This is a genomic window from Lysobacter antibioticus HS124 (assembly GCF_000336385.2).
In the GTDB taxonomy this organism is placed as follows: domain Bacteria; phylum Pseudomonadota; class Gammaproteobacteria; order Xanthomonadales; family Xanthomonadaceae; genus Lysobacter; species Lysobacter firmicutimachus.
This window is the reverse complement of record NZ_HG424497.1, coordinates 19,079-41,757: the sequence shown is the minus strand read 5'-3', so window position 1 is coordinate 41,757 and position 22,679 is coordinate 19,079. Positions and strand designations below refer to the sequence as shown.

Sequence of the window (22,679 nt, the reverse complement as noted above, 5' to 3'; positions counted from 1 at the left end):
GAACGGAGCGTTGCGGGTGCCGCGGTCGTTGTCCTGGACGTTCATGCCGGCCGAACCGGTCAGGTACCAGCGGTCGTCGAAGTCCTGCGCGCTGGCGACCTGGGCGAGGCTCAGGCCACCCAGCAGGGCGGCGCAGAGGAGTTTCTTATTCATCTTGTAGCTCCTGAGTCAAAAAAATTCGGAAAACCGCGTCTGCGAGGTTTCTACCGTTCAGGACGGTCGCCTGGATGACGCCATCCCGCGCAGGTTAGGTTTGCCAACGTGAAAGCGGTGTTAACAACCGTCTAACATATCGACGCGCAGCGTCACCGAATCCGCTGCGAGTCGTGATTCGTTCAGTTTCGATGTGCGCAAAGCCGGGCCCGGCTTTGCGCATTCGAATGAGTCGCCGCGGCGAGGCTTTACTTGGCGGCGGCGAACAGGCCGAGGAACTCGGTGATCGGCAGCGCTTCCAGTTCGTCCGGCTTGGCCGCCAGGGCCAGCAGGCGCTCGGCCTGGGCGGCCGGCAGCTTGGCCCGGATCGCGGCTTCGAACTTGGCCATCAGCACCGGGATGCCTTCGGCGCGGCGCTTGCGGTGGCCGATCGGATAGTCGATCGAGACCTTGTCGGTCGAGCTGCCGTCCTTGAAGAACACCTGCACCGAGTTGCCGATGTAGCGCTTGTCCGGGTCGAAGTAGTCCTTGGTGAACTGCTCGTTCTCCTTGACCACCATCTTGTCGCGCAGGGCGTCGATGCGCGGGTCGGCGGCGACCGCGTCGACGTAGTCGTCGGCGGTCAGGCGGCCGAAGATCAGCGGCACGGCGACCATGTACTGCAGGCAGTGGTCGCGGTCGGCGTAGTTGGCCAGCGGGCCGGTCTTGTCGATGATGCGCACGCCGGCTTCCTGGGTCTCCAGTTCGACGCGCTCGATCTGGTCGAGCTTGTCCTTGACCTGATCGTGCAGCTTCATCGCGCACTCGACCGCGGTCTGGGCGTGGAACTCGGCCGGGAAGGAGATCTTGAACAGCACGTTCTCCATCACGTAGCTGCCGAACGGGCGTTCGAACTCGAACTGCTTGCCCTTGAAGGCGATGTCGTAAAAGCCCCAGGTCTTGACCGACAACGCGCTCGGGTAGCCGACCACGCCCTTGTTGGCGTTCAGCGCGTGGGTCACGGCGCGGCGGCAGGCGTCGCCGGCGGCCCAGCTCTTGCGCGGGCCGGTGTTCGGCGCGTGGCGGTAGGTGCGCAGCACGCCGTTGTCGATCCAGGAGTGCGAGACCGCGGTGACGATCTCGTCCTTGCCGCCGCCCAGCATCTGGGTGGCGACCGCGGTCGAGGCCAGGCGGACCAGGATCACGTGGTCGAGGCCGACCCGGTTGAACGAGTTCTTTAGCGCGTAGCCGCCCTGGATTTCGTGCGCCTTGATCGCGTAGCCGAGCACGTCGCGCACGGTCATCGCCTGGCCGCCTTCGGCCTCGGCCTTGCGGCCCAGGTAGTCGGCGACGCCGAGGATGGCGCCGAGGTTGTCGGAGGGATGGCCCCATTCGGCGGCCAGCCAGGTGTCGTTGAAGTCGAGCCAGCGGATTTGCACGCCGATGTTGTAGGCGGCCTGGACCGGGTCGAGCTCGTAGGAGGTGAACGGCACGCGCGCGCCGCCCTTCATCTCGCCGCCCGGCACCAGCGGGCCGAGGTGCTTGAGGCATTCCTTGTGGTCCATCGCCAGCGCCGCGCAGGCCAGCGAGTCCAGCAGCATGTAGCGCGCGGTATCAAAGGCCTCCTTCGAATCGATCTTGTAGTCGGCGACGTAGTCGGCGATGTCGACCATCGGCTTGTCGGGATCGGGGCGGACGGTCGAACGGATGTCGAAGTGGCTCATGTGCAAGAGGCCTGCGGGTGAGTGAGCCGGCTATTTTGCCAGACGGCGGGGAGCCGGCGGCACGGGCCGGCCGGAAGGCGCGGGCGCAGGCAGGAACGGCAAGCCGCGGCCGGGCACCGCCGGTCAACAATCGCTTCGCAGCGACCGCATTGCGAACAGGGGCGGAACGATCAGGCGCGCCAGCCCGACTTGGAAATCGCCCGGCGCGGGATCACCCTGGGCGCATGGACATCCCCACCCGCCTGCCGACCCTGTTCCTCTCGCACGGCTCGCCGATGCTCGCCTTGGAGGATTCGCCCGCCGGGCGTTTCCTGGACGGACTCGGCCAGCAGCTGCCCTGGCCGCGCGCGATCGTGATCGCGTCCGCTCACTTCATGACCGACCGGCCGATGGTCGGCGGCCACGATCGGCCGCATACCGTGCACGACTTCGGCGGGTTCCCCGAGCCGCTGTACCGGATCCAGTACCCGGCGCCGGGCCTGCCGCGGCTGGCCGAGGAGATCCGCGACCGCCTCGCCGACGCCGGCCTGGAACCGCGGCTGCGCGACAACCATGGTCTCGACCACGGCGTGTGGGTGCCGCTGCGGCGGATGTACCCGCAGGCCGATATCCCGGTGGTGCCGCTGTCGGTGATGCCGCACGGCGATGCGCGGCGCCACTACGCGGTCGGCCAAGCGTTGTCGTCGCTGCGCGACGGAGGCGTGTTGGTGATCGGCTCCGGCGGCTTCGTGCACAACCTCGGCGATCTGGACTGGGGCGACCGCGATGCGCCGATGCCGTCCTGGGCGGCCGAGTTCGCCGACTGGATGCGCCGGCGCCTGATCGCGCACGACGTGCCCGCCCTGCTCGACTGGCAGGCCCAGGCTCCGCACGCACATCGCGCCCACCCCACGGTCGAACACCTGATGCCGCTGTTCGTCGCCCTCGGCGCCGCCGGCGAAGCGCCGACCGCGCGCGGCCTGCACCGCTCGCACGAAATGGGCTCGCTGGCCCTGGATGCGTTCGCGTTCGATTGAGGGCCTAGCGGCAGGATAGGAGCGGCGTCCTGCGGGAATTTCCTCTGACCGCGCCGCGACCGCGACAGTCCGTCGACGACGTGGCGACTCGAAGGCCACGGAACGCGGCTTCGATCCATTCCGGCGGCGGTGGTTTTCCTGCGCGCCGTGTGGTCGCGGCTTACGCCGCTCCTACAAGGGATCGCCGTGAAATCGGCGCATGGTGGTCGCGGTTTGTGCCGCTTCTACCCTAATTGCGACGCAGCGCTTGCCGTTGCCGTTGCCGTTGCCGTGAAGAGCCTGGCGCCGCAGCGATCTCGCGAGAACGCCCTGAAGCCCCGAAGGGCGGCCCGCAGAGAGACGGGCCGTGCGCAGCCAAGCCAGGAAGAGCCTGTGCGGAGCAGTCCGGCGAAAACCTCATCCCATCGTGGCTTTTGATCCGAAACGGTCATGGCGTTTTCTTTGGTTACTTTTGACCGAAGGAAATCCAGTAGGACGTTGTCGCCTTGGACAAAGAAAGTGACCCGGCCGCGTGCGGACGGAAGCTTTGCTTTGGAGCTTTGGAGCTTTGGAGCTTCACAGGCTTTCGAACGACCGACGCCGCGAGGTCGCAAGAGCGCGGTCGCGGCTTACGCCGCTCCTACAGGGGGCCCAGGACAAAGGCGCGGCGAGAATGACCGATGGCGGTCGCGGCTTGCGCCGCTCCTACTCGGCGACGGTTGCGGGCTTCGATCGATGACGTCGGCGTTGGGCTCTCTGCACGTCCCGGGGTCGCGGCTTGCGCCGCTCCTACCCTCGCGACGGTTTCGGGCTTCGCTCGACGACATCGGCGCTGGATTCTCTACGGATACCGGGGTCGCGGCCTATGACCGCAGGACATCCCCTACCGCTTACGCAAAGGCGTGCAGCGCTAACCGCCGCGCTCCCACGGCGGCACATCGCCGAAGGACTCGGCGACGAAGTCGATGAAGGCGCGCACGCGCAACGGCACGAAGCGCCGCTGCGGCATCACCGCGCTGATCGCCGTGTCCGGCAGCCGGTAATCCGGCAGCACCTGCACCAGGCGCCCGCTGCGCAGGTCTTCGTGCACGTGCCAGACCGAGAAGTGGGCGATGCCCAGGCCGGCGATCGCGGCGTCGCGCAGCACTTCGCCGAAGTTGCTTTCGATCCGGCCGTTGACCCGCACCGTGCTCGCCGCGCCGTCGCGGTCGAGCAGGCGCCAGTCCTCCATCCGCCCCTGCCCGCCGACCAGCACCAGGCATTCGTGCGCGATCAGATCCTCCGGCGTGCGCGGCGCGCCGTGCCGGCGCAGGTACTCGGGCGAGGCCGCCAGCACGCGGCGATTGTCGGCCAGCTTGCGCGCGACCAGGCTGGAATCGTCGAGCGCGCCGATGCGGATCGCCAGGTCCATGCCGGAGGCGATCAGGTCCAGGTTCTGGTCGGTCAGGTTCGCGCTCAGCCGCACCGCCGGGTAGCGGCGCTGGAACTCGGGCAGCAGCGGCGAAAGGTACAGGCGCCCGAACGCGGCCGAGGTGGTGACCCTCAGCAATCCCGCCGGTTCGCTGCCGGCGCGGCGCAGGTCGGCGGTCAGCGCCTCCAGCTCTTCGATCAGTCCCCGGCCGCGCTCGGCCAGGGCCAGGCCTTCGGCGGTGGCATGCAATTGACGGGTGGTCCGGTGCAGCAGGCGTACGCCGAGTTCGCGTTCCAGCCGCTTCAGGCGCTGGCTGGCGACCGCGACCGACAGGTCCAGGCTGCGCGCGGCGGCGCTGATCGAACCCAGGTCGAGTACGCGCAGGAACAGGTGCAGGTCGGCGATACGGTCCATGCCACTTTCAATTATTCGTTGATAGTGATTCGCCATCCTGGCGGTTTTTCCACAATATGCAAGCGCCCAGACTGCCGCCTCGCCCTCCTGGATGCGCCGTCATGCATGCCTCCCCTGCTCCCTCCTCCGCCGCCCCGGCCGCCGCCGGCGGGCGCTTGCCGCTGGCCTTGTACGCCCTGACCGTCGGCGCGTTCGGCATCGGCACCACCGAATTCGTGATCATGGGCCTGCTGTTGCAGGTCGCCGCCGACCTGCAGGTCGGCCTGGCCGCGGCCGGGCTGCTGATCTCCGGCTATGCCCTGGGCGTGTTCGTCGGCGCGCCGGTGCTGACCGTCGCCACCGGGCGCATGCCGCGCAAGGCGGTGCTGGTCGCGTTGATGCTGATCTTCACCCTCGGCAACATCGTCTGCGCGATCGCGCCGAACTACACCGTGCTGATGATCGCCCGGGTCATCACCTCGCTCGCCCACGGCACCTTCTTCGGCGTCGGCGCGGTGGTCGCCACCGGCCTGGTGCCGGCCGACAAGAAGGCCTCCGCGATCTCGATCATGTTCACCGGCCTGACCGTGGCCACCCTGCTCGGCGTGCCCGCCGGCGCCTGGCTCGGCCTGCAGTTCGGCTGGCGCTCGACCTTCTGGGCGGTGGCCGCGATCGGCGTGATCGCCACGGTGGTGATCGCCACCCTGGTGCCGAAGGACCGCAGCAAGCCCGAGCCGGTGGCGCTGCGCCGCGAAGTGAAGGCGGTGCTGCATCCGCAGGTGCTGCTCGGGCTGCTGATGACCGTGCTCGGCTTCGCCGGCGTGTTCACCGTCTACACCTTCATCCAGCCGATCCTGACCCGCATCAGCGGCTTCGGCGAGGCCGCGGTGTCGCCGATCCTGCTGGTGTTCGGCGGCGGCATGATCCTCGGCAACCTGATCGGCGGCCGTTTCGCCGACAAGCGCCTGGCGCCGGCGTTGATCGGCACCCTGCTCGCGCTGGCCGCGGTGCTCGGCGTCATGACCTTCGCCCTGCACCATGCCGTCGCCGCGGTGGCCTTCGTCGGCCTGCTCGGCGTGGCCGCGTTCGCGACCGTGCCGCCGCTGCAGCTGTGGGTGCTGCAGAAGACCGACCCGGCCGGGCAGAACCTGGCCTCCAGCCTCAACATCGGCGCGTTCAACCTCGGCAATGCGCTCGGCGCCTGGCTCGGCGGCGCGGTGATCGAGCACGGTCCCGGCCTCGGCGCGGTGACCTGGGTCGCGGCGCTGGTGACCTTGTCCGGCCTGGCGCTGGCGGTGTGGGCGGCGCGCCTGGATGCGCGACCGCGCGAACGCGGCATCCCAGCGCCGCAAGCGGCCGTCGCCGATTGCGCCGCCTGAGCCGCCGCGCTCACGCCGCGACGGCCTCGAAACCCGGCTGCTGCGGCAGGCGCTCGCTCAGGAATTCCAGCAAGGCCCGCGTCCGCGCCGGCAGGTAGCGGCGGGCCGGATACAGCAGATACAGCTCATGCGCCGACGCCCGCCATTGCGGCAGGATCCACTGCAACGCTCCGTCGTCGACCAGGTCCTGCACCAGCCAGGCCGGCGCCAGGCCGATGCCGCTGCCGATCAGGAAGCTTTCGCGGATGCCGAGCGAGTTGTTGATACGGTAACGTCCGTCGCCGCGCAGCACCGCGGTCTCGCCGCCGGGGCCGTGCAAGGTGTAGGTGTCGCCGGCCCAGGCGAAGCGCAGGTAATCGTGCGCGGCGGTGTCCTGCGGATGAAGGATCGGCGCATGCCGGGCCAGATAGTCGCGCGAGGCGACCAGCCCGCGCGGCGAGGACGCGATGCGGCGCGCGACCGCGTTCGGCGGCAGGTTGGCGCCGATGCGCAGGGCCAGGTCCATGCCTTCTTCGACCAGATCGACGTAGCGGTCGTTGAGGATCAGTTCGATCTCGACCTGCGGATGCAGGGCCAGGAACGCCTGCACCAGGCGATTGAGCCGCAGCACGCCGATGCTGACCGGCGCGGCCACGCGCAGCAGGCCAGCCGGCGTCTGGCTGAGGCCGCGCGCGTCGGCCACCGCTTCGCCGTATTCCTCCAGCACCCGCCGCGCGCGTTCGTAGAAGCGCCGGCCCTGTTCGGTCGGCGCCAGGTGGGTGGTGCTCCGCTGCAGCAGGCGCACGCCGAGTTCCTGCTCCAGTGCGGCGACGGTCTTGCTGATCGTCGGCTGGGTGGTGCCGAGCTCGCGTGCGACCGCCGACAGGCTGCCGAGTTCGACCGCGCGCACGAAGGTGTGCAAGCCACGAAGCGTGTCCATGAGCGATCCCGATCCGGTAGCGGCGACATCATTCCGATATGGAATGAGCCCTATGCGATCTTGCCCGCTACTGGCCAAGATCGGAAGAACCTAACGTGAGTCGCGTCGACTTCCCGACGTCCTCTGCGAGTTTCCTCATGAACGCCAAGTCCCTGCTCCAACCGCTCGCCGCCGCCGCGCTCGCCCTCGGCCTGGCCGCGCCCGCCGCGGTCGCCGCCCCGCAGTGGGTCGGCACTTGGAGCGCCAGCCCGCAAGCCACCTGGGGCGCCGGCTTCGCCCTGCCCAACGGCGCGCCGGAGCGCCTGCACGACCAGACCGTGCGCCAGGTGGCGCGGGTCAGCGTCGGCGGCGGCCGGGTCCGCATCGCCCTGTCCAACGCCTACGGCGATGCGCCGGTGACCATCGGCGCGGCGCGCATCGCCCGCAGCGCCGGCGGCTCGCGCATCCAAGCCGGCAGCGACCGCGCGCTGACCTTCGGCGGCCGGCGCGCAGTGACCCTGCTGCCGGGCGCGCCGGTGCTCAGCGATCCGGTCGAACTGGAGGTCGCCGCGCTCGGCGAGGTCGCGGTCAGCCTGTACCTGCCGCAGGACACCGCGCTGCGCACCTTCCATTGGGAAGGCCGGCAGGACGCGTTCCTCGTCGCCGGCGACCGCACCGCCGATGCGCGCCTGGACGGCGGGCAAGTGCTGCAGACCCGGCCGTTCCTCAGCGGCGTCTACGTGGAAGCCGCGCAGCCGGTACGTCGCGTGGTCGCGTTCGGCGATTCGATCACCGACGGCGCCGCCTCGACCCCGAACCGCTACCGGCGCTGGCCGGACGCGCTCGCCCAGCGCCTGGCCCCGCGCGGCGTCGCCGTGCTCAACGCCGGCATCTCCGGCGCGCGCGTGCTCAGCGACGGCATGGGCGTCAGCGCCCTGGCCCGGTTCGAGCGCGACGTGCTCAGCCAACGCCCCGACAGCGTGGTGCTGTTGATGGGCATCAACGACATCGCCTGGCCCGGCAGCACCTTCGAACCGACGCGCGCGGCGGTGGACGCGCAGCGCCTGATCGACGGCTACCGCCAGCTGATCGCCCAGGCCCGGCTGCATGGGGTGCGCATCGTCGGCGCCACCCTGACGCCGTTCGAAGACGCCCTGCCCGGTTCGCCGATCCACGACTACTACAGCCCGGCCAAGGAGCGCGTGCGGCAGACGGTCAACGCCTGGATCCGCGACAGCGGCGAGTTCGACGCGGTGGTCGACTTCGATGCCGTCGTCCGCGACCCGCAGCGCCCGACCCGGTTCCTGCCGGCCTACGATTCCGGCGACCGCCTGCACCCCGGCGACGCGGGTTATCGCGCCATGGCCGCGGCGGTCGACGACACGCTGCTGTTCGGCCGGCGCTGAACCGCCGACGCGGTACGGCGGCGAGCCGGCGCTCGATCCACAATCCGGCGTCGATGCCGTCGATGCCGGTTCTCCTCCCCTGCCCACGGAGTCCGCAATGAAAGCCGTAGCCATCCTTCGCCACCTGCCGATCGACGATCCGCAATCGCTGCTCGAATTCGACCTGCCCACGCCGGTCGCCGCCGGCCACGATCTGCTGGTGCGGGTCGAGGCGGTCTCGGTCAATCCGGTCGACACCAAGGTGCGCCGCTCCAAGCCGGCGACCGAGGTGCTGGCCGAACCGCGCGTGCTCGGCTACGACGCCGCCGGCACGGTCGCGGCGGTCGGCGACGCGGTGACCCGGTTCAAAGTCGGCGACCGGGTCTATTACGCCGGCGATATCGGCCGCCCCGGCAGCAACAGCGAACTGCAACTGGTCGACGAACGCATCGTCGGCCGCGCGCCGACGTCGCTGAGCGCGGCCGAGGCGGCAGCCTTGCCGCTGACCGCGATCACCGCCTGGGAGCTGTTGTTCCAGCGCATGCCCTACGACAGCGAGCACGGCGGCCGCGGCCGCCGCCTGCTGATCCTCGGCGGCGCCGGCGGCGTCGGCACGATCGCGATCCAGCTCGCCAAGCGCGCCGGTTTCGAGGTCGTCGCCACCGCCTCGCGTGCGTCCAGCGCCGAATGGTGCCGGCGCTTCGGCGCCGATCACGTGGTCGATCATGCGCAACCGCTGGCGCCGCAGCTGCAGGCCCTGGGCTTTGCGCAGATCGACGCGGCGCTCAACCTGGCCGACACCGATCGCTACTGGACCGAACTGGGCCAACTGCTGGCGCCGCAGGGCCACGTCGGCCTGATCGTCGAGCCCACCGGTCCGTTGCACATCGGCGATCCGTACAAGGCCAAGTGCATCGGCATCCACTGGGAAATGATGTTCGCCCGGCCGCGCTTCGGCACCGCCGACCTGATCGAACAGGGGCGCCTGCTCGACCGCGTCGCCGACCTGGTCGACGCCGGCGAACTGCGCGGCACGCACGGCGAAACCCTCGGCACGATCAACGCGCAGAACCTGCGCGAAGCGCACCGGCGGCTGGAATCGGGCAGCACCATCGGCAAGCTCGTGCTGGCCGGCTGGTAAACGGCTGCGCCGCAAAAAAAAGGGGCCGGCGAACCGGCCCCTGCCTGGGCGAGATTTACGCGGCCTTGGGCAAACCGCGCGCGACTTCGTAGCCGTCGAACACCACCGACGCCGACGCGCGCCCCTGAGTCAACGAACGCAGCGCCGTCGTATAGCCCGACAGCTGCGCCAGCGGCGCGCGCGCGGCGACATCGCTGCGCCCGCCCTTGTCCTCGATGGACAGGACGCGGCCGGAACGCCGCTGCAAGTCGCCGACCACGTCGCCGACGTTGGCCGCGGGGGTGTCCACCACCAGCGCCATCATCGGTTCGAGCACGGTCGTGCCGGCTTGCGCCAGCGCGGCCTTCAGGGCCTCGGCGGCGGCGCGCTGGAACGCCAGCTCCGAGGAGTCCACCGCGTGGGTCTCGCCGTCGGTCAGCGCGACGGTCAAACCCACTACCGGGAAACCTTGCGGTCCCTCGGCCAACGCCGCGCGCAAGCCTTTCTCGGTCGCGCCGACGAAGTTGCGCGGGATCACGCCGCCCACGCTGCGGTCGACGAACTCGAACTGCCCGTCCTCGCGCGGCGTCACGTCGATGACCACGCGCGCGAACTGGCCGCTGCCGCCGGTTTGCTTGGACAACTTGCCCTCCACGCCGCGCACCGCGCGGCTCGGCGTTTCCTGATAGGCCACGCGCGGCGAACCGGTGCGCACCTCGACGTTCCACAACTCGCGCAAGCGGTCGACCATCACTTCCAGGTGCAGCTCGCCCATGCCCCAGACCAAGGTCTCGCCCGTATCCGCGTCGGTGCCGACGCGGAACGACGGGTCCTGCTGAGCCAGGCTCGCCAGGCCTTGGCCTAGGCGGATCAGGTCGCTGGACTTGGCCGCGGTCAATCGCCACGACAACACCGCAGGCTGGGCCTGGATGCTGTCGAGCGCCAGACGCGCGCCGACGCCGCTGAGCGTCTCGCCGCTGACCGCGTCTTTCCAACCCGCGATCGCGACGATCTCGCCGGCGCGGGCCACGTCCACGTCCTGGCCGCGGTCGGCTTGCACGACTTGCAACCGCCCCACCCGCAGCGCCTTTTCGCGCCGCGATGCCCATACCGTGTCGCCGACCCGCAACGTGCCCGAGTACAGGCGCACGAAACTGAGCGCACCGTGCTCCTGGTGCACGATCTTGAACACCAGGCCGGCCAGCGGCCCCTCGGCGTCGGGCGCCAGTTCGACCTCGCCGCGTTCGCTTTGCGCAAGCACGGCCGGCCGGTCCAGCGGCGACGGCAGGTAGTCGACGATCGCGTCGAGCAGCGCTTCCACGCCCTTGTTCTTGAACGCGGAACCCGCCAGCACCGGGGTCCCGGCGCCGGCCAGGGTGGCCCGGCGCAGCGCCGACTTGAGCAGTTCGGCGTCGACCGCGCGGCCTTCCAGGAAGGCCAGCGCGAGCGCGTCGTCGTGATCGGCGACGGCTTCGACCAGACGCTGGCGCGCCGGTTCGAACGCTTGCGCCTCCTGCTCGGTCCATTCCCGGCGAGACAGCGCGCCCTGTTCGTCCCACGACAGGCTCGCGCGCGCCACGTAGTCGATCCAGCCGCGCAGTTCGGATTCTTCGCCGACGGTTTCGCCCAGCGCCCACGGCACCGCGTCGAGCTTGTCGCGCATCTGCGCCAGCGTGCGCTCCAGCGACGCGCCGACGCGGTCCATCTTGTTGACGAACGCGATCAGCGGCACGCCGTGGCGGCGCGCCTGGCGCCACACGGTTTCCGATTGCGGCTGTACGCCGTCGACGCCGCTGAACACCGCGACCGCGCCGTCGAGCACGCGCAGCGAGCGTTCGACTTCGATCGCGAAGTCGATATGGCCTGGCGTGTCGATGACGGTCAGGCGATGCTCGGCGCCGTCGTGCGGCGTCCAGCGCGCCTGCACGGCGGCCGCGCCGATGGTGATGCCGCGGCGGCGTTCGATCGGATCGAAGTCGGTGGTGGCGGCGCCCTCGTGGACTTCGCCGGTGCGATGGATCGCGCCGGTCTTCCACAGCAGGCGTTCGGTGAGCGTGGTTTTGCCCGCGTCGACGTGGGCGATGATGCCCAGATTGCGCCAGCGGTCGACGGAGAGGCGGTTGAGCGGGGTGTTCATATGCGGACTCGCATTCGTGGCCAACAGGAGGGTCGCCGCACGCCCCGGTTGGCGACGGGACGCGCGGCTAGGCTTGGGTGTCTTCCGTGGTAGTCACGACACGTTCTCCTTGGCTTTACGGACGATGCAATGAGAAGAAAGCCGGCGCTCGCCGGCGGGACGAAAAACAGGCAATAAAAAAGCACCCGGTCGGGTGCTTGTTTTCGTGCGGCTTCGGACGACGCCGGTCAGTTCGACCGCGAAGCGAAGATCGCAGGAGGCAGGCGCACCCGGCCCGCGCTCGCGCGCAGGGCGTTCAGCGATATCAGGAGCGGGAAGCGCTGCATGATGGGACGGCCTGAAGAAAGGGATGGGTGATGCGTGTGCATATCGTAGGGGCGGCGCGGCGGGAGTCAAGCCGTGCGGGGGCCTGCGCGGTGGAATTTATCGTTCCAAACCCCGCGCCGCTCCTACAGGTAGATCGGGAAGCCGCGTTACGCCGCCTCGCCCTTGGCTTCGACCTGCCGCTTGAGCACCGCCACCGGCTCCGCCCACGTATTGCCGCCGCGGCGCTTGCTGGTGGTCAGCACCAGGTCGGACGGATCGAACACGTTGAGGTTGTGGGTGATCGGCGTGGTCAGGATGTACTGGGCATCGGTGGCGCGCAGGAAGCGGCCGACCTTCTCGATGTTGAACACGTCCAGGTGAGCGAAGGGCTCGTCGATGAACACGAAGCCGCCCGGCTGGTCTTCGTCGCGCAGCAGCGCGACCAGCAGCAACAGCGATTTCATCACCTGCTGGCCACCCGAGGCTTCGCCGTCGTCTAGGCCGATCCAGCCCTTGCGGTCGAAATCGAAGCGCACCGACAGGCCGGCCTGGGCCAGCGCGACGTCGTTGTTGGCCAGCTCCGGCATGTCGGCATCGACGCCGATGCCGGCCAGCTCGCCCAGCGCGACCAGGTTCTTCTTGTAGCGGCGCACGGTCGCGCGCAGCACGTTGATGTAGGCGCCGCGCGCTTCCTCGGTCAGTCGCTTGGCCCGCTCCAGATGCGCCTCGCGACGCATGATCGAGCTGGCCAGTTCGTCGTGGTCGGCGCCGATCTTGTCGCGCAGCGGTACGCAGGATTCGTCGACCACGAAACCGCCGCGGGTCAGGCGGTCGTCGATGCGTTCCATCTCCCGCCGCACCGCCGAGGCGCTTTCGTATTCCTCGCGCGCGGCCTGCAGCGCGGCCGCGCTGCGCCAGTCGTCCGGCATCAGGCCGCGCTTGCGCCGGTAGTCGAGGATGCGCTGGATCAGGCTGTGGCGCTCGCCGTTGATCTGCTGCGCGCGTTCGCGCAACTCGCGCGCCAGCGCGTCGATTTGGCCCTGGCGCTTGGCCGCGGCGATGCCTTCGGCCTTGTCCTGTTCGCCGGCCGCGTCGATCTGCGCGCGCGCCTGTGCCAGGGCGGCGGCCGCTTCGGCGGCGGCTTCGGCCAACGCCGGCAGGCGCTCCTGGGCATCGGCGAACTCGGCCGCGCGGGTCACCAGTTCCTGGGTCGCGTCCAGGCCGAGCAGGCGCGACTGGTCGGCATCGACGCGCTGGGTGAGTTCGTGCAGCTCGGCCTCGCGCGCCTGCGCGCGCTGGGCGATCGCGATCTGCTCGGCGCGCAGTTCGGCCAGTTGCGACTGGCGCGCGCCGCTGCCGAAGTGCTGCTGGTTGCCGCCGATGTGGCGGCCGCCGCGGCTCTCGCGCAGATAGCCCTTCTGGGTGATCCAGTCCTGCGAAGCCGGCAGGCGCGAACCGTGTTCGATGTCGGTCACGCGGCGGATGCGGTCGAGCTGGCGCGGCAACCACGCCGGCGGGTCGGCCGAGAAACGCACCACTTCCAGCAGCGAGCCGGCGCTGGCCTTGGACACCGGCGCCCGCTCGGCGACGATGAAGTGGCGGTACTGCAGGCTTTCGCCGAGCTTCCAGGCTTCGCGCGCGTCTTTCGGATTCTCCAGCACCAGCAAGTGCCGGTACGGCGCCAGCACCGCTTCCACCGCCACCGCCCACTGCGGGTCGGCGATTTCGACCAGTTCGGTCAGCACCCGGTGGTCGATCCCGGCGCGATCGAGCGCGGTGCGGAAGTCGCGCTCGAACGGCTCGACGATGCGGCCGCCGCCGCTGAGCGCGGCGATCTGCGCGGCGATTTCGCCGGCGCGCTTGCGGTCGCGCTCGGCCTCGAGCTTGAGCTCGGCCTGGCGGCGGCGCCCGTTCTCGACGCCGGCGCTGAGCGCGTCGACGTCGACCGCGCCGCGTTGCGCCTGCAGCTTGGCCAGCTCGTCGCGGCGCTTGACCAGCATTTCCGCGTCGCGCGCAGCATCGCGGGCCTGGGTGAAGGCCTGTTCGCTGGCGCCGACCTGTCGCCGCGCTTCGCGCATCGCCTCCTGCAGCGCGTCGCGGCCCTGCGAGGCCACGCTGTCCTGCGCGCGCATCTCGTCCAGCGCGCGCTCGCGCTCGCGCAGAGCGCGGCGCAGACCGGTCAGGCGCGGTTTGGCGCCGTCGATGACCGCGCGCTGTTCGGCCAGCTCGACCTTGGGCGCGACCTCGGTTTCCAGGCGCTGGCGCTGGTTGCGCAGGGCGTTGTATTCCTCGAACGAGCGCACGTCGGCCTTGGCCGATTCCAGGCGCAGGTGCAGGCCGGCCAAGTCCTGGCCGAGCTGCTGCAATTCTTTTTCGACGTCGAACTGCTCGGTGCGCGCGCGCTGGTAGTCGTCCAGCACCGCCTTGTCCTCGAACACGTCGAAGATCAGCTGCAGCAGTTCGCGCGGCGAGTATTGGCAGAGCTTGTCGGTGGCGCCCTGCTCCAGGGTCAGCACGCGGCAGATCGCCCGGGTCAGGCCGGCGCCGGCCAGGCGCACGCGGTAGTCGCGCACGCCGAGCCATTCGCCGCCCTGTTCCAGGGTTTCCACCGCCACGTCGCCGCCGACGATCTGGTAATCGCGGCTCCAGTCGCCGCCGCGCTTGCGCACCCGGCAGGCCAGGGTGACCAGGTCGTCCTTGATCGGGAAGAACGGCCGGCCGCCGCGGCGATCGGGGCGGTTGCTGACCACCGCGCGCAGCCAAGCGTAGGGTTTGCCGTTGTGGCGCAGGTAGGTCTTGTAGTCGCGCGCGGTGTCGCGGTCCTCGATCGCCAGCAAGGTGCGCAGGGCGTCGAGCAAGGTGGTCTTGCCGGAACCGTTGGGGCCGACCACGGTGACGATGGAGGCGTCCAGCGGCAGTTGGAAGCGCTGCCAATAGTCCCAGTGCACGACTTCGAGCGAGCGGAATTCAAACATCGGCCGCGGCCTCCTGGTCGAGCTGGGTCTGGGTGCCGGCGGACGCCCGATGAGCGTCGCCGTGGTCTGGGTCGTCGCCGCCCGCGTCCGTCGTCGCCGTCGGCGCGGATTCGGCTGCGGCCTCGTCGCCGGACGACGCCGCGTCGGTCGCGTCGTCGAGGTCGTCGCCGGCTTCGGTTTCGTCTTCGGCGACTGCAGCCGCCGCCCGGTCCAGCGCGGCATCGGTCTCGGCCGCCGCGGCGGCCGCGGCCAGCGCGGCGAACGCGGCTTCCTCGTCGCCGACGTAGGCGCCGACGCGGATCGCCGCGGCGGCCGCCTCGTCCTCGGCATCGCCGTCGAGGCCCGCGGCCGCGTCCAGCAGCGCCTGTTCGTTCGCATGCTGGCGCGCCTCGGTCACCACGAACGACAGCGCGCCGTCCATGACCCGGCCGGCGATGCGTTCGTAATCGAAGGCCAGGTCCAGCAGCGGCCCTTCGTGGATGCGCTCTTTGCGCCGCGTGATGAAGCCCTGCCGCGCCAGCGAACCCAGGTTGAACTGGATCCGGGTCTTGCCGCCGAGCTTCTCGCCGAAGTCGGCGAGCAGGGTGCGCTCGTTGATCGGTTCGACCACTTCCGCGCCGACCGGAATCGGTTTGAGCTCGGCGAACATCTGTTCCTGGTCCTGGTCGCGGTCGGCCTGCTGGCGGGCGATCTGGCGCTGACGCTTGGGCAGCACCAGCAGCGCCCACAGCACCACCAACAGTGCGATCGCATCGCGGTCCAGTTGCAGGTTGGTGGCCGACCAGGCCTTGGCGCTGCCGAACGCGGCCGATTCCTGCGGCCGGGCGATGCCGACGGCGACGTTGGCGGCGTAGGGATGCTCGAGCAAACGCAGGCCCGCGGCGGCCAGGCGCCGGTCCAGATCGTTGCGCAATTCGGCGTCGGTCAGCAGTTCGCGGACCGCGGCGTCGTCGCGCGGCAGCCAGCGTTCGGCCAGCAGACGCGCGATCAGAGAGGCGATGGGGTCGTTCATCGGTAGGCGGTGTCCTTGGCCGGCTTGGCGCGGCGCGGCTTGGCCGGCGCGTCCGCGGAGGCGGTCTTGTTCTTGTGTCCGGTCTTGGCGCGCTTGGGCGCGGCGGTTTCGCCCTCGCCCTCGTCGGGCTTGGGTGCGCGGCGGCGTGCCGTGCGCTGCTGGCGCAGTTGTTCTTCGCTCAGCGCTTCCAGGCGGCCGCGGCTCATGTAGGCGACGCCGGCGCGGCCGACGGTTTCGAATTCGGTCTCGATCTTCCACGCCAACGGCAGCCGCGCCATCTGCGCGCTGACGCCCTCGCGGTTCTCGGCGCCGGGGTCGCCGATCAGGCCCAGCAACGACAGGCGATAGGCACTGACCGAGAAACTGTCCTGCGGCACCAGCTCGGACAGCCCGGCCGCATCGACCGCCAGCGCGGCCAGCTCGTCCAGCCAGCGTTCGGCGAACTGGAAATCGGTGGCCGCGGCGGGCGAACCCTCGGCGTCGGGAGCGGCCTGCGCCGGCGGCAGCGACTGGTCCTCGCGCGCTTCGCGTTCGCGCTCGACCAGTTCGTACTCGGCCACGTCCAGCGCGATCGGCGCCAGCACGAAGGCCGGGATCGCGGTGCGCGCGAGCACGTCCTCGGACAATGCGGCGAGCGCATCGATGTCGAGCTCGCGCAGGAAGCGGTTGACGTCCGAGGACGACAGGCCGCTGGCGCCGAGGTGCACACGATGCCGGTCGAGCTGGCTCAACGCGCGCTGGAACACCGAAGCCTGGCGCAGCATCGCGCTCTGGGCGCGGCCGATCTGCTGGGCGACGCGGTGGGTGACGCTGTCCAAGTCCTGGTCGGCGGCGATGTCCTCGACGATCTCGGTGCCCTTCTCGATCCAGCGCCAGGCCTGCTGCAAGGTGCCGGCGGCGCGCAGGATGCGGTGCTCCGAGCCGCTGAGCACGGCCTGGTCGAAGTCTTCGCGCAGCTCGTTCAGGCGCGACAACAGGTGCTGCAGGTCGTCGGCGCTGACCCGTCCCACCGCCTGGCCGGCCGCGATCTGGGCGGTGACGTAGGCCAGTTCGTCGCCTTCGCGGTTGAACTGCAGCAACAAACCGATCGCGGCCAGGGCCTGGCGGCCGACCGGGCTGATCCGGTAGCGCTGGGTCTCGCCGTCCCACAACAGCAACTCGTTCTCGCGCAGGCGGCCGAGCACGGTGTCGAACTTGATCGGCTCCAGGTAGGCGAAATGCTCGCGCAGCTCCTGCGGGCTCCAGTCCGGGGCCTGGCCGCGCTCGCCGATCGCGCGCAGCACCAGCAGGCGCACCATCACCGACTCTTCGCCGCCGTGGAACAGGGTCGAGAACGCGCGCAGCAGGTCGCGCGCGCCCAGCAGGGGCTGCAGGTCCGGCAGATCGGCGGCCGACATGTCGGCGCGCAGATAGTCCTGAAGGCTGGGATCGAAGGCGGGGTCCATGGAATCCGGACGACTAGGGGTCGGGCATGTTCGGCGATGGGTCCGGCCGTGACAACCGTTGCAATCGGCGGCGTTCGGTGCCTGTCCTCGCGCGGCCTCGACGCGGAGCGTGCCGGCGCTTGAATTACGGCGCTTTTCCCGGCATCGTGCACACTCCATACGCCAGCGTATCCAGCCAGCATGTCCTCGGCCGCCCTCTCCGCCCCCCTCGTCTCCGACGCCGCCCCGCACCCGCTGTATCCGCATCTGTTCGCGCCGCTGGACCTGGGCTTCTGCACCCTGCCCAACCGGGTGCTGATGGGCTCGATGCACACCGGCCTGGAAGACAAGGCGGCCGACTTTCCCAAGCTCGCCGCCTACTTCGCCGAGCGCGCCGCCGGCGGGGTCGGCCTGATCGTCACCGGCGGCTTCGCGCCCAACCTGGTCGGCTGGCTCAAGCCCTTCGGCGGCAAGCTCAGCTGGCCCTGGGAAGTCGGCAAGCACCGCCAGGTGACCCGCGCGGTGCACGAGCACGGCGGGCGCATCTGCATGCAGATCCTGCACGCCGGCCGCTACGGCTATCACCCGCTGCAGGTCGCGCCGAGCAAGCTCAAGGCACCGATCAACCCGTTCACTCCGCGCGCGCTGTCGGCCGGCGCGGTCGAGCGCCAGATCAAGGCCTTCGTCAACGCCGCCCGGCTGGCGCGCGAGGCCGGCTACGACGGCGTCGAAGTGATGGGTTCGGAAGGCTATCTGCTCAACCAGTTCACCGTGCCGCGCACCAACAAGCGCAACGACGCCTGGGGCGGCGACGCCGCCGGGCGCATGCGTTTCTGCGTGGAAATCGTCCGCCGCATCCGCGAGGCCTGCGGTCCGGACTTCATCATCGTCTACCGCCTGTCGATGATCGACCTGGTCGGCGAAGGCTCGACCTGGAGCGACGTGGTCGCACAGGCGCGGGCGATCGAAGCCGCCGGCGCGACCCTGATCAACACCGGCATCGGCTGGCACGAGGCGCGGGTGCCGACCATCGCCACCTCGGTGCCGCGCGGCGCCTTCACCGGCATTACCGCCCGGCTCAAGCCCGAGGTGCGGATCCCGCTGATCACCACCAACCGCATCAACATGCCCGATGTCGCCGAGCGCATCCTCGCCGACGGCGACGCCGACATGGTGTCGATGGCGCGGCCGCTGCTGGCCGACCCGGCCTGGGTGGCCAAGGCGCGCGACCGGCGCAGCGCCGACATCAACACCTGCATCGGCTGCAACCAGGCCTGCCTGGACCACGTGTTCGAGAACAAGCACGCCAGTTGCCTGGTCAATCCGCGCGCCTGCGCCGAAACCGAACTGAACTACCCGCCGACCGCCGCGCCCAAACGCGTCGCCGTGGTCGGCGCCGGCCCGGCCGGCCTGGCCTGCGCCACCGTCGCCGCCGAGCGCGGCCATCGGGTGACCCTGTTCGACGCCGCCGCAGAGATCGGCGGCCAGTTCAACCTCGCCAAGAAGGTGCCGGGCAAGGAGGAATTCCACGAAACCCTGCGCTATTTCGGCCGCCGCATCGAACAGACCGGGGTCGAGCTGCGCCTGGGCACGGTGGCCGATGCACAGAGCCTGCAGGGCTACGACGAGATCGTCCTGGCCACCGGCATCGTGCCGCGCGAGGTCAGCTTCCCCGGTTCGGACCACGCCAAGGTGATCAGCTACCTGGATGTGCTCAAGGGCCGGGTCGCACCGGGCCGGCGCGTGGCCATCGTCGGTGCCGGCGGGATCGGCTTCGACGTCGCCGAATACCTGGTCCACGAAGGCCCTTCGGTCAGCCTCGACCCGGCGCGCTGGCGCGCCGAATGGGGCGTGGACCTGGACTACGCCGACAACCGCGGCGGCCTGGTCGAGCCGCGGCCGGAACCGCCGGCGCGCGAGGTCTGGCTGCTGCAGCGCAGCCCCGGCAAACCGGGCGCGAAGCTGGGCAAGACCACCGGCTGGATCCATCGCGCCACGCTCAAGGCCAAGCAGGTGAAGATGATCGGCGGGGTCGACTATCTCGGCGTCGACGACGAAGGCTTCCACGTCAGCGTCGACGGCAGTCAGCAGGTGCTGCCGGTCGACCATGTCGTGATCTGCGCCGGCCAGGAACCGTTCAAGCCGCTCGCCGCGGAACTGGCCGACAGCGGCCGGCCGGTGCACGTGATCGGCGGCGCCGACGTCGCGGCCGAACTCGACGCCAAGCGCGCGATCGCACAGGGCAGCCGGCTCGCGGCGCGCTTGTAGCGCACCCGATAAAACGCCGGTTTTTTCCGCCTTTCGCGCGGCGCCGGCGGCGGTATCGCGCCGGCGCCGCCGTGCGCGCGGATGCCTGCGCGCACACATATATATGTATGCGTGAGTGTCGCTGCGTTTGCGTGCGCGAACGGGCAGGCGCGCGGCGGGCGTTGGAGTGTCCGGCATCGGCCGGATTCCGCGCGCGGGGCGGACGTCGCGGGGTCGTCGATAGAGCGCCGACCGACTGCGCCGCCGATCAGCGCAGTGGCGCGTGGTCGCGGCTTGCGCCATCCCCGCGCCACCCCGCCGGCCGCTCGATGGGGCGAATTTGTCCCGGACGGGCGCCAATCCCAGTCGCATCGGAGTCCACGACGGGCTGGAGACGCCGAAACGCGCATTCAGGCACGCCCTAGGGGGTGAGATCATGAAGCGGTGAGACAGGCTGGGCACGCTTCGTGCCGGGACAAAGCCCTGTAAAACCAAGGACCTGCCGCCTGTTCAGAATAAAAACTCCAACCAAAATAGGAACTTGCCTTTTCGGCATTCAGGTTTTGTTTGGTTAGGCGCCGCTACCGTTCGCCGACTTTTCCGCCGCCCCTGCAGAAGCGGCACCCACCACCGCCCCGAGGCCGCCTTTCGGCCAGGGTTCCGGTGACGGGGCAAAAGCGCGCCGCTAGAGCCGCTGCCCTCCCCAGTACGCCATGTTGGCCCTACCGCGGTTCCCCTCGCCCCCCGCGGGCGATGGACACCCCAGTGCGGCCAGCGCAACGGAGCAAGGAGTCATCTGATGAAACTGGCCTGGATCCTGTGGTTGGCCTCGGTACTGCCGCCACAAACCGCCGATTCGCTGTGTTTGAGCACCACCGTGTACCTGGAAGCCCGCGACCAGTCCCTGCGCGGCCAACAGGCCGTCGCCGAGGTCGCCCTGCGCCGCCGCGACAGCGGCCTGTGGGGCGATACCGTCTGCGACGTGGTCACCGCCAACAAGCAGTTCGCCCCCACCCTGGTGTCGCCGGGCACCCGCCTGAGCAACAGCGAGGCCTGGGCCGAGTCGGTCAACGTCGCCCTGGCGGCCGAGCGCAACTGGGCTCTGCCGAACGGCCAGCGCAAGGAAATCGTGCCCGGCGCGAGCCACTTCGCCGCCCACGCCATCGCCAGCCCGTCCTGGCGCAACGCTTACCAAGTCGCCGTCATCGGCGACCACACCTTCTACAAGGTGCAGAAGCTCAAGTCCCGGCGCGGCTGAGCGGCCGGGATTGGGGATTGGGGATCGGTAGAAGCTTCAGCGCTCCGCTTTAACCAATCCCGAATCCCCAATCCCCGCTCCAGGAAACAATCCGTTGCAGCACCCTCCTTGAGGATGCGAAACAGGTCGGTGATAGTCGCCGGCCTGTTTTTTTGTTTTTCGCCACAACGGAGAGGTCCGCATGAAGCTCTACACCAAGCCCGGCGCATGTTCGACCGCCGACCATATCGCCCTGCAGTGGGCCGGCGGCGCGTTCGAGGTCGACGTGCTCGACAAGGACTCGATGAAGGCGCCCGCCTTCCTCGCGATCAATCCGGCCGGCGCCGTGCCCGCGGTGGTCGACGGCGATTTCGTGCTGACCCAGAACGCGGCGATCATGGGCTACATCGCCGACACCTTCCCGCAAGCGGGACTGACCGGCGACGGCAGCGCGCAGCAGCACGCCGAAGCCGCGCGCTGGCTGGCGTTCGTGAACTCCGATCTGCACCCGGCCTTCCTGCCGATCTTCGCGCCGGGCAAGTTCCACCCCGACCCCGCCCAGGCCGATGCGCTGCGCCAGCACGCGCGCGAGCGCCTGCGCGCGATGTACGCCGCGGCCGACCGGCGCCTGGCCGATCGCGAGTGGCTGGCCGGTTTCCGCAGCTATGCCGATCCCTACCTGTACATCACCCTGCGCTGGGCCGACGGCGCCAAAGTCGATCTGTCCGGCTACGAACACCTGGCCGCATTCAAGCGCCGCATGGAAGCCGACGCCGGCGTGCAGGCCGCGCTGAAGGCCGAAGGGCTGCTGTAAGCACCCGCGGTGCGGCTCCAGGGCCGCACCGCTGCGCTTCAGGGGTAGGAGCGGCGTAAGCCGCGACAACCGCAGCGGCGTACGCAAGCGCCGCCGAAGCCCGAATCACCGTGCAGCCCTCCATCGGCGCCGCCGGGCTTCGGACAGCGTCATGGCATGGCCTCGCGTACGCAAGCGCGATCGCCCGAGGCTCGTGCAGTCGAGTGGCGACATATCCGGTGCGATCCGACTTCGGATGGCGACGCGATATCGCGGTGCGATTGCGGAATCCCGCGCTCAGACCCCGGTCGCGAAACGCGCTTCGATTTCCGCGGCGATGTCGTCCTTGCGCACCTTGGCCAACGCCGCGCTGAGGTCGGGCAGCAGCTCGGCCAGCTCGTCGCTGTTGCCGCAACGCTCGATCTTGAGCTGCAGGAAGTAGCCGCGCAGCCCCAGGTGCTCGCGCACGGCTTCGGTCATCAGGCCATACAGCGTCTGGTAGCGCTGCGCCGCATCGGCCACCGACAGCGGCGCCGGCGCGGGCACCGCCGCGGCGAAGGCCACGCCCGGCGTCGGCGAATGCGCGAACTGGGTCGCCGCGACCGCCGCCGAAGACGCGATCAGGCCCATGGCCTCGAGCTGCTCCAGCGCATCGTCCGGCCCATGCAGGCTGGCGATCAGGCCGCGCAAATGGCGCGCGCTGCGATCGCCGTCGACGATCAGCAGGATCGAGCGCAACACCGGCGCGAGCTTGCGCGTGCGGTTCTGGATTTCGTCGCGCCCGGCCTGGGTTTTGACCGGCACATCGCTCTCGCGCATGGTGTTTCCTCTGAGTCTTCCCCGACCGCAGCCCCCGATGCGGCGCCTGCGGACGCCGGCACCCAGTCGCTGCATGCGCGGTGCGCACGCGGACGGGCCGTGCGGGCGTGCCGGCTTGGCGAGGGACTATGCCATGTCGCCAGATGCGGATTCTGTGTCGCATTCGACGTTAGTCGTATGCCGCAGCCGCTACGCTGCGCGGCTGCGCCGAAGTCGCGATAAAAAACAAAAGGCCAGGCGGATCGCCTGGCCTTTTGCGTTGCCGTCCTGCGTTTTGCGCCGCCGGCGGACC

15 protein-coding genes and 1 pseudogene are annotated in these 22,679 nt (G+C 69.9%); 7 read left to right on the top strand and 9 right to left on the bottom strand.

Going from position 1 to position 22,679, the window contains the following annotated elements:
- Both TX83_RS24220 and TX83_RS10770 read right to left on the bottom strand, forming a co-directional pair.
- A pseudogene (locus TX83_RS24220) lies at positions 1-153 on the bottom strand (OmpA family protein); the annotation flags it as partial.
- A gap of 248 nt (positions 154-401) precedes the next feature.
- The gene (locus TX83_RS10770) at positions 402-1,856 is read right to left on the bottom strand and encodes a bifunctional 2-methylcitrate dehydratase/aconitate hydratase (protein WP_064747950.1); all 1,455 of its coding nucleotides are present in this window, start codon (positions 1,854-1,856) and stop codon (positions 402-404) included.
- A gap of 224 nt (positions 1,857-2,080) precedes the next feature.
- Here TX83_RS10770 and TX83_RS10765 point away from each other — a divergent pair, with 224 nt between their 5' ends.
- Positions 2,081-2,872: a DODA-type extradiol aromatic ring-opening family dioxygenase gene (locus TX83_RS10765; protein WP_064747949.1), complete on the top strand. Its 792-nt coding sequence runs from the start codon at positions 2,081-2,083 to the stop codon at positions 2,870-2,872.
- A gap of 889 nt (positions 2,873-3,761) precedes the next feature.
- Here TX83_RS10765 and TX83_RS10760 read toward each other — a convergent pair.
- Positions 3,762-4,676 (bottom strand): LysR family transcriptional regulator, encoded by a 915-nt coding sequence (locus TX83_RS10760; protein WP_064747948.1) that lies wholly within the window; start codon positions 4,674-4,676, stop codon positions 3,762-3,764.
- 101 nt (positions 4,677-4,777) lie between these two features.
- Here TX83_RS10760 and TX83_RS10755 point away from each other — a divergent pair, with 101 nt between their 5' ends.
- Positions 4,778-6,034: an MFS transporter gene (locus TX83_RS10755; protein ID WP_186442578.1), complete on the top strand. Its 1,257-nt coding sequence runs from the start codon at positions 4,778-4,780 to the stop codon at positions 6,032-6,034.
- Positions 6,035-6,044: 10 nt separating this feature from the next.
- On the opposite strand, the gene TX83_RS10750 is transcribed toward TX83_RS10755, so the two are convergent.
- Positions 6,045-6,953, bottom strand: a complete 909-nt coding sequence (locus TX83_RS10750) for a LysR family transcriptional regulator (RefSeq protein WP_064747947.1) — start codon at positions 6,951-6,953, stop codon at positions 6,045-6,047.
- A 137-nt stretch (positions 6,954-7,090) separates the two neighbouring features.
- Here TX83_RS10750 and TX83_RS10745 point away from each other — a divergent pair, with 137 nt between their 5' ends.
- Positions 7,091-8,338 carry an SGNH/GDSL hydrolase family protein gene (locus TX83_RS10745; protein WP_064747946.1) on the top strand — a complete coding sequence of 416 codons (1,248 nt, stop codon included), beginning with the start codon at positions 7,091-7,093 and terminating at the stop codon, positions 8,336-8,338.
- 97 nt (positions 8,339-8,435) lie between these two features.
- Positions 8,436-9,458 (top strand): zinc-binding alcohol dehydrogenase family protein, encoded by a 1,023-nt coding sequence (locus TX83_RS10740; RefSeq protein ID WP_064747945.1) that lies wholly within the window; start codon positions 8,436-8,438, stop codon positions 9,456-9,458.
- A gap of 55 nt (positions 9,459-9,513) precedes the next feature.
- Here the strand turns inward: TX83_RS10740 and fusA are convergent, their stop codons facing one another.
- The 4 genes from fusA to TX83_RS10720 form a co-directional block, all read right to left on the bottom strand.
- A complete protein-coding gene (gene fusA, locus TX83_RS10735) occupies positions 9,514-11,574 on the bottom strand; it encodes an elongation factor G (protein WP_064747944.1) in 2,061 nt (686 codons plus the stop codon).
- A gap of 473 nt (positions 11,575-12,047) precedes the next feature.
- Positions 12,048-14,855, bottom strand: a complete 2,808-nt coding sequence (locus tag TX83_RS10730) for an AAA family ATPase (protein WP_075575112.1) — start codon at positions 14,853-14,855, stop codon at positions 12,048-12,050.
- A complete protein-coding gene (locus tag TX83_RS10725; RefSeq protein ID WP_075575111.1) occupies positions 14,848-15,867 on the bottom strand; it encodes a hypothetical protein in 1,020 nt (339 codons plus the stop codon). The genes TX83_RS10730 and TX83_RS10725 overlap by 8 nt, the downstream gene beginning before the upstream one ends.
- Positions 15,864-17,312, bottom strand: coding sequence for a hypothetical protein (locus tag TX83_RS10720; protein WP_075575110.1), 1,449 nt, complete (start codon positions 17,310-17,312; stop codon positions 15,864-15,866). The genes TX83_RS10725 and TX83_RS10720 overlap by 4 nt, the downstream gene beginning before the upstream one ends.
- A 180-nt stretch (positions 17,313-17,492) precedes the next feature.
- Between TX83_RS10720 and TX83_RS10715 the strand changes: the two genes are divergently transcribed.
- From TX83_RS10715 to TX83_RS10705, 3 genes are all read left to right on the top strand, one after another.
- Positions 17,493-19,559 (top strand): NADPH-dependent 2,4-dienoyl-CoA reductase, encoded by a 2,067-nt coding sequence (locus TX83_RS10715; protein ID WP_064747942.1) that lies wholly within the window; start codon positions 17,493-17,495, stop codon positions 19,557-19,559.
- Positions 19,560-20,337: 778 nt separating this feature from the next.
- Positions 20,338-20,796, top strand: coding sequence for a cell wall hydrolase (locus tag TX83_RS10710; protein WP_064747941.1), 459 nt, complete (start codon positions 20,338-20,340; stop codon positions 20,794-20,796).
- Positions 20,797-20,977: 181 nt separating this feature from the next.
- Positions 20,978-21,589, top strand: coding sequence for a glutathione S-transferase N-terminal domain-containing protein (locus TX83_RS10705; protein WP_064747940.1), 612 nt, complete (start codon positions 20,978-20,980; stop codon positions 21,587-21,589).
- A gap of 276 nt (positions 21,590-21,865) precedes the next feature.
- On the opposite strand, the gene TX83_RS10700 is transcribed toward TX83_RS10705, so the two are convergent.
- Positions 21,866-22,387 carry a hypothetical protein gene (locus tag TX83_RS10700; RefSeq protein ID WP_064747939.1) on the bottom strand — a complete coding sequence of 174 codons (522 nt, stop codon included), beginning with the start codon at positions 22,385-22,387 and terminating at the stop codon, positions 21,866-21,868.
- Between the last annotated feature and the right edge of the window lie 292 nt (positions 22,388-22,679).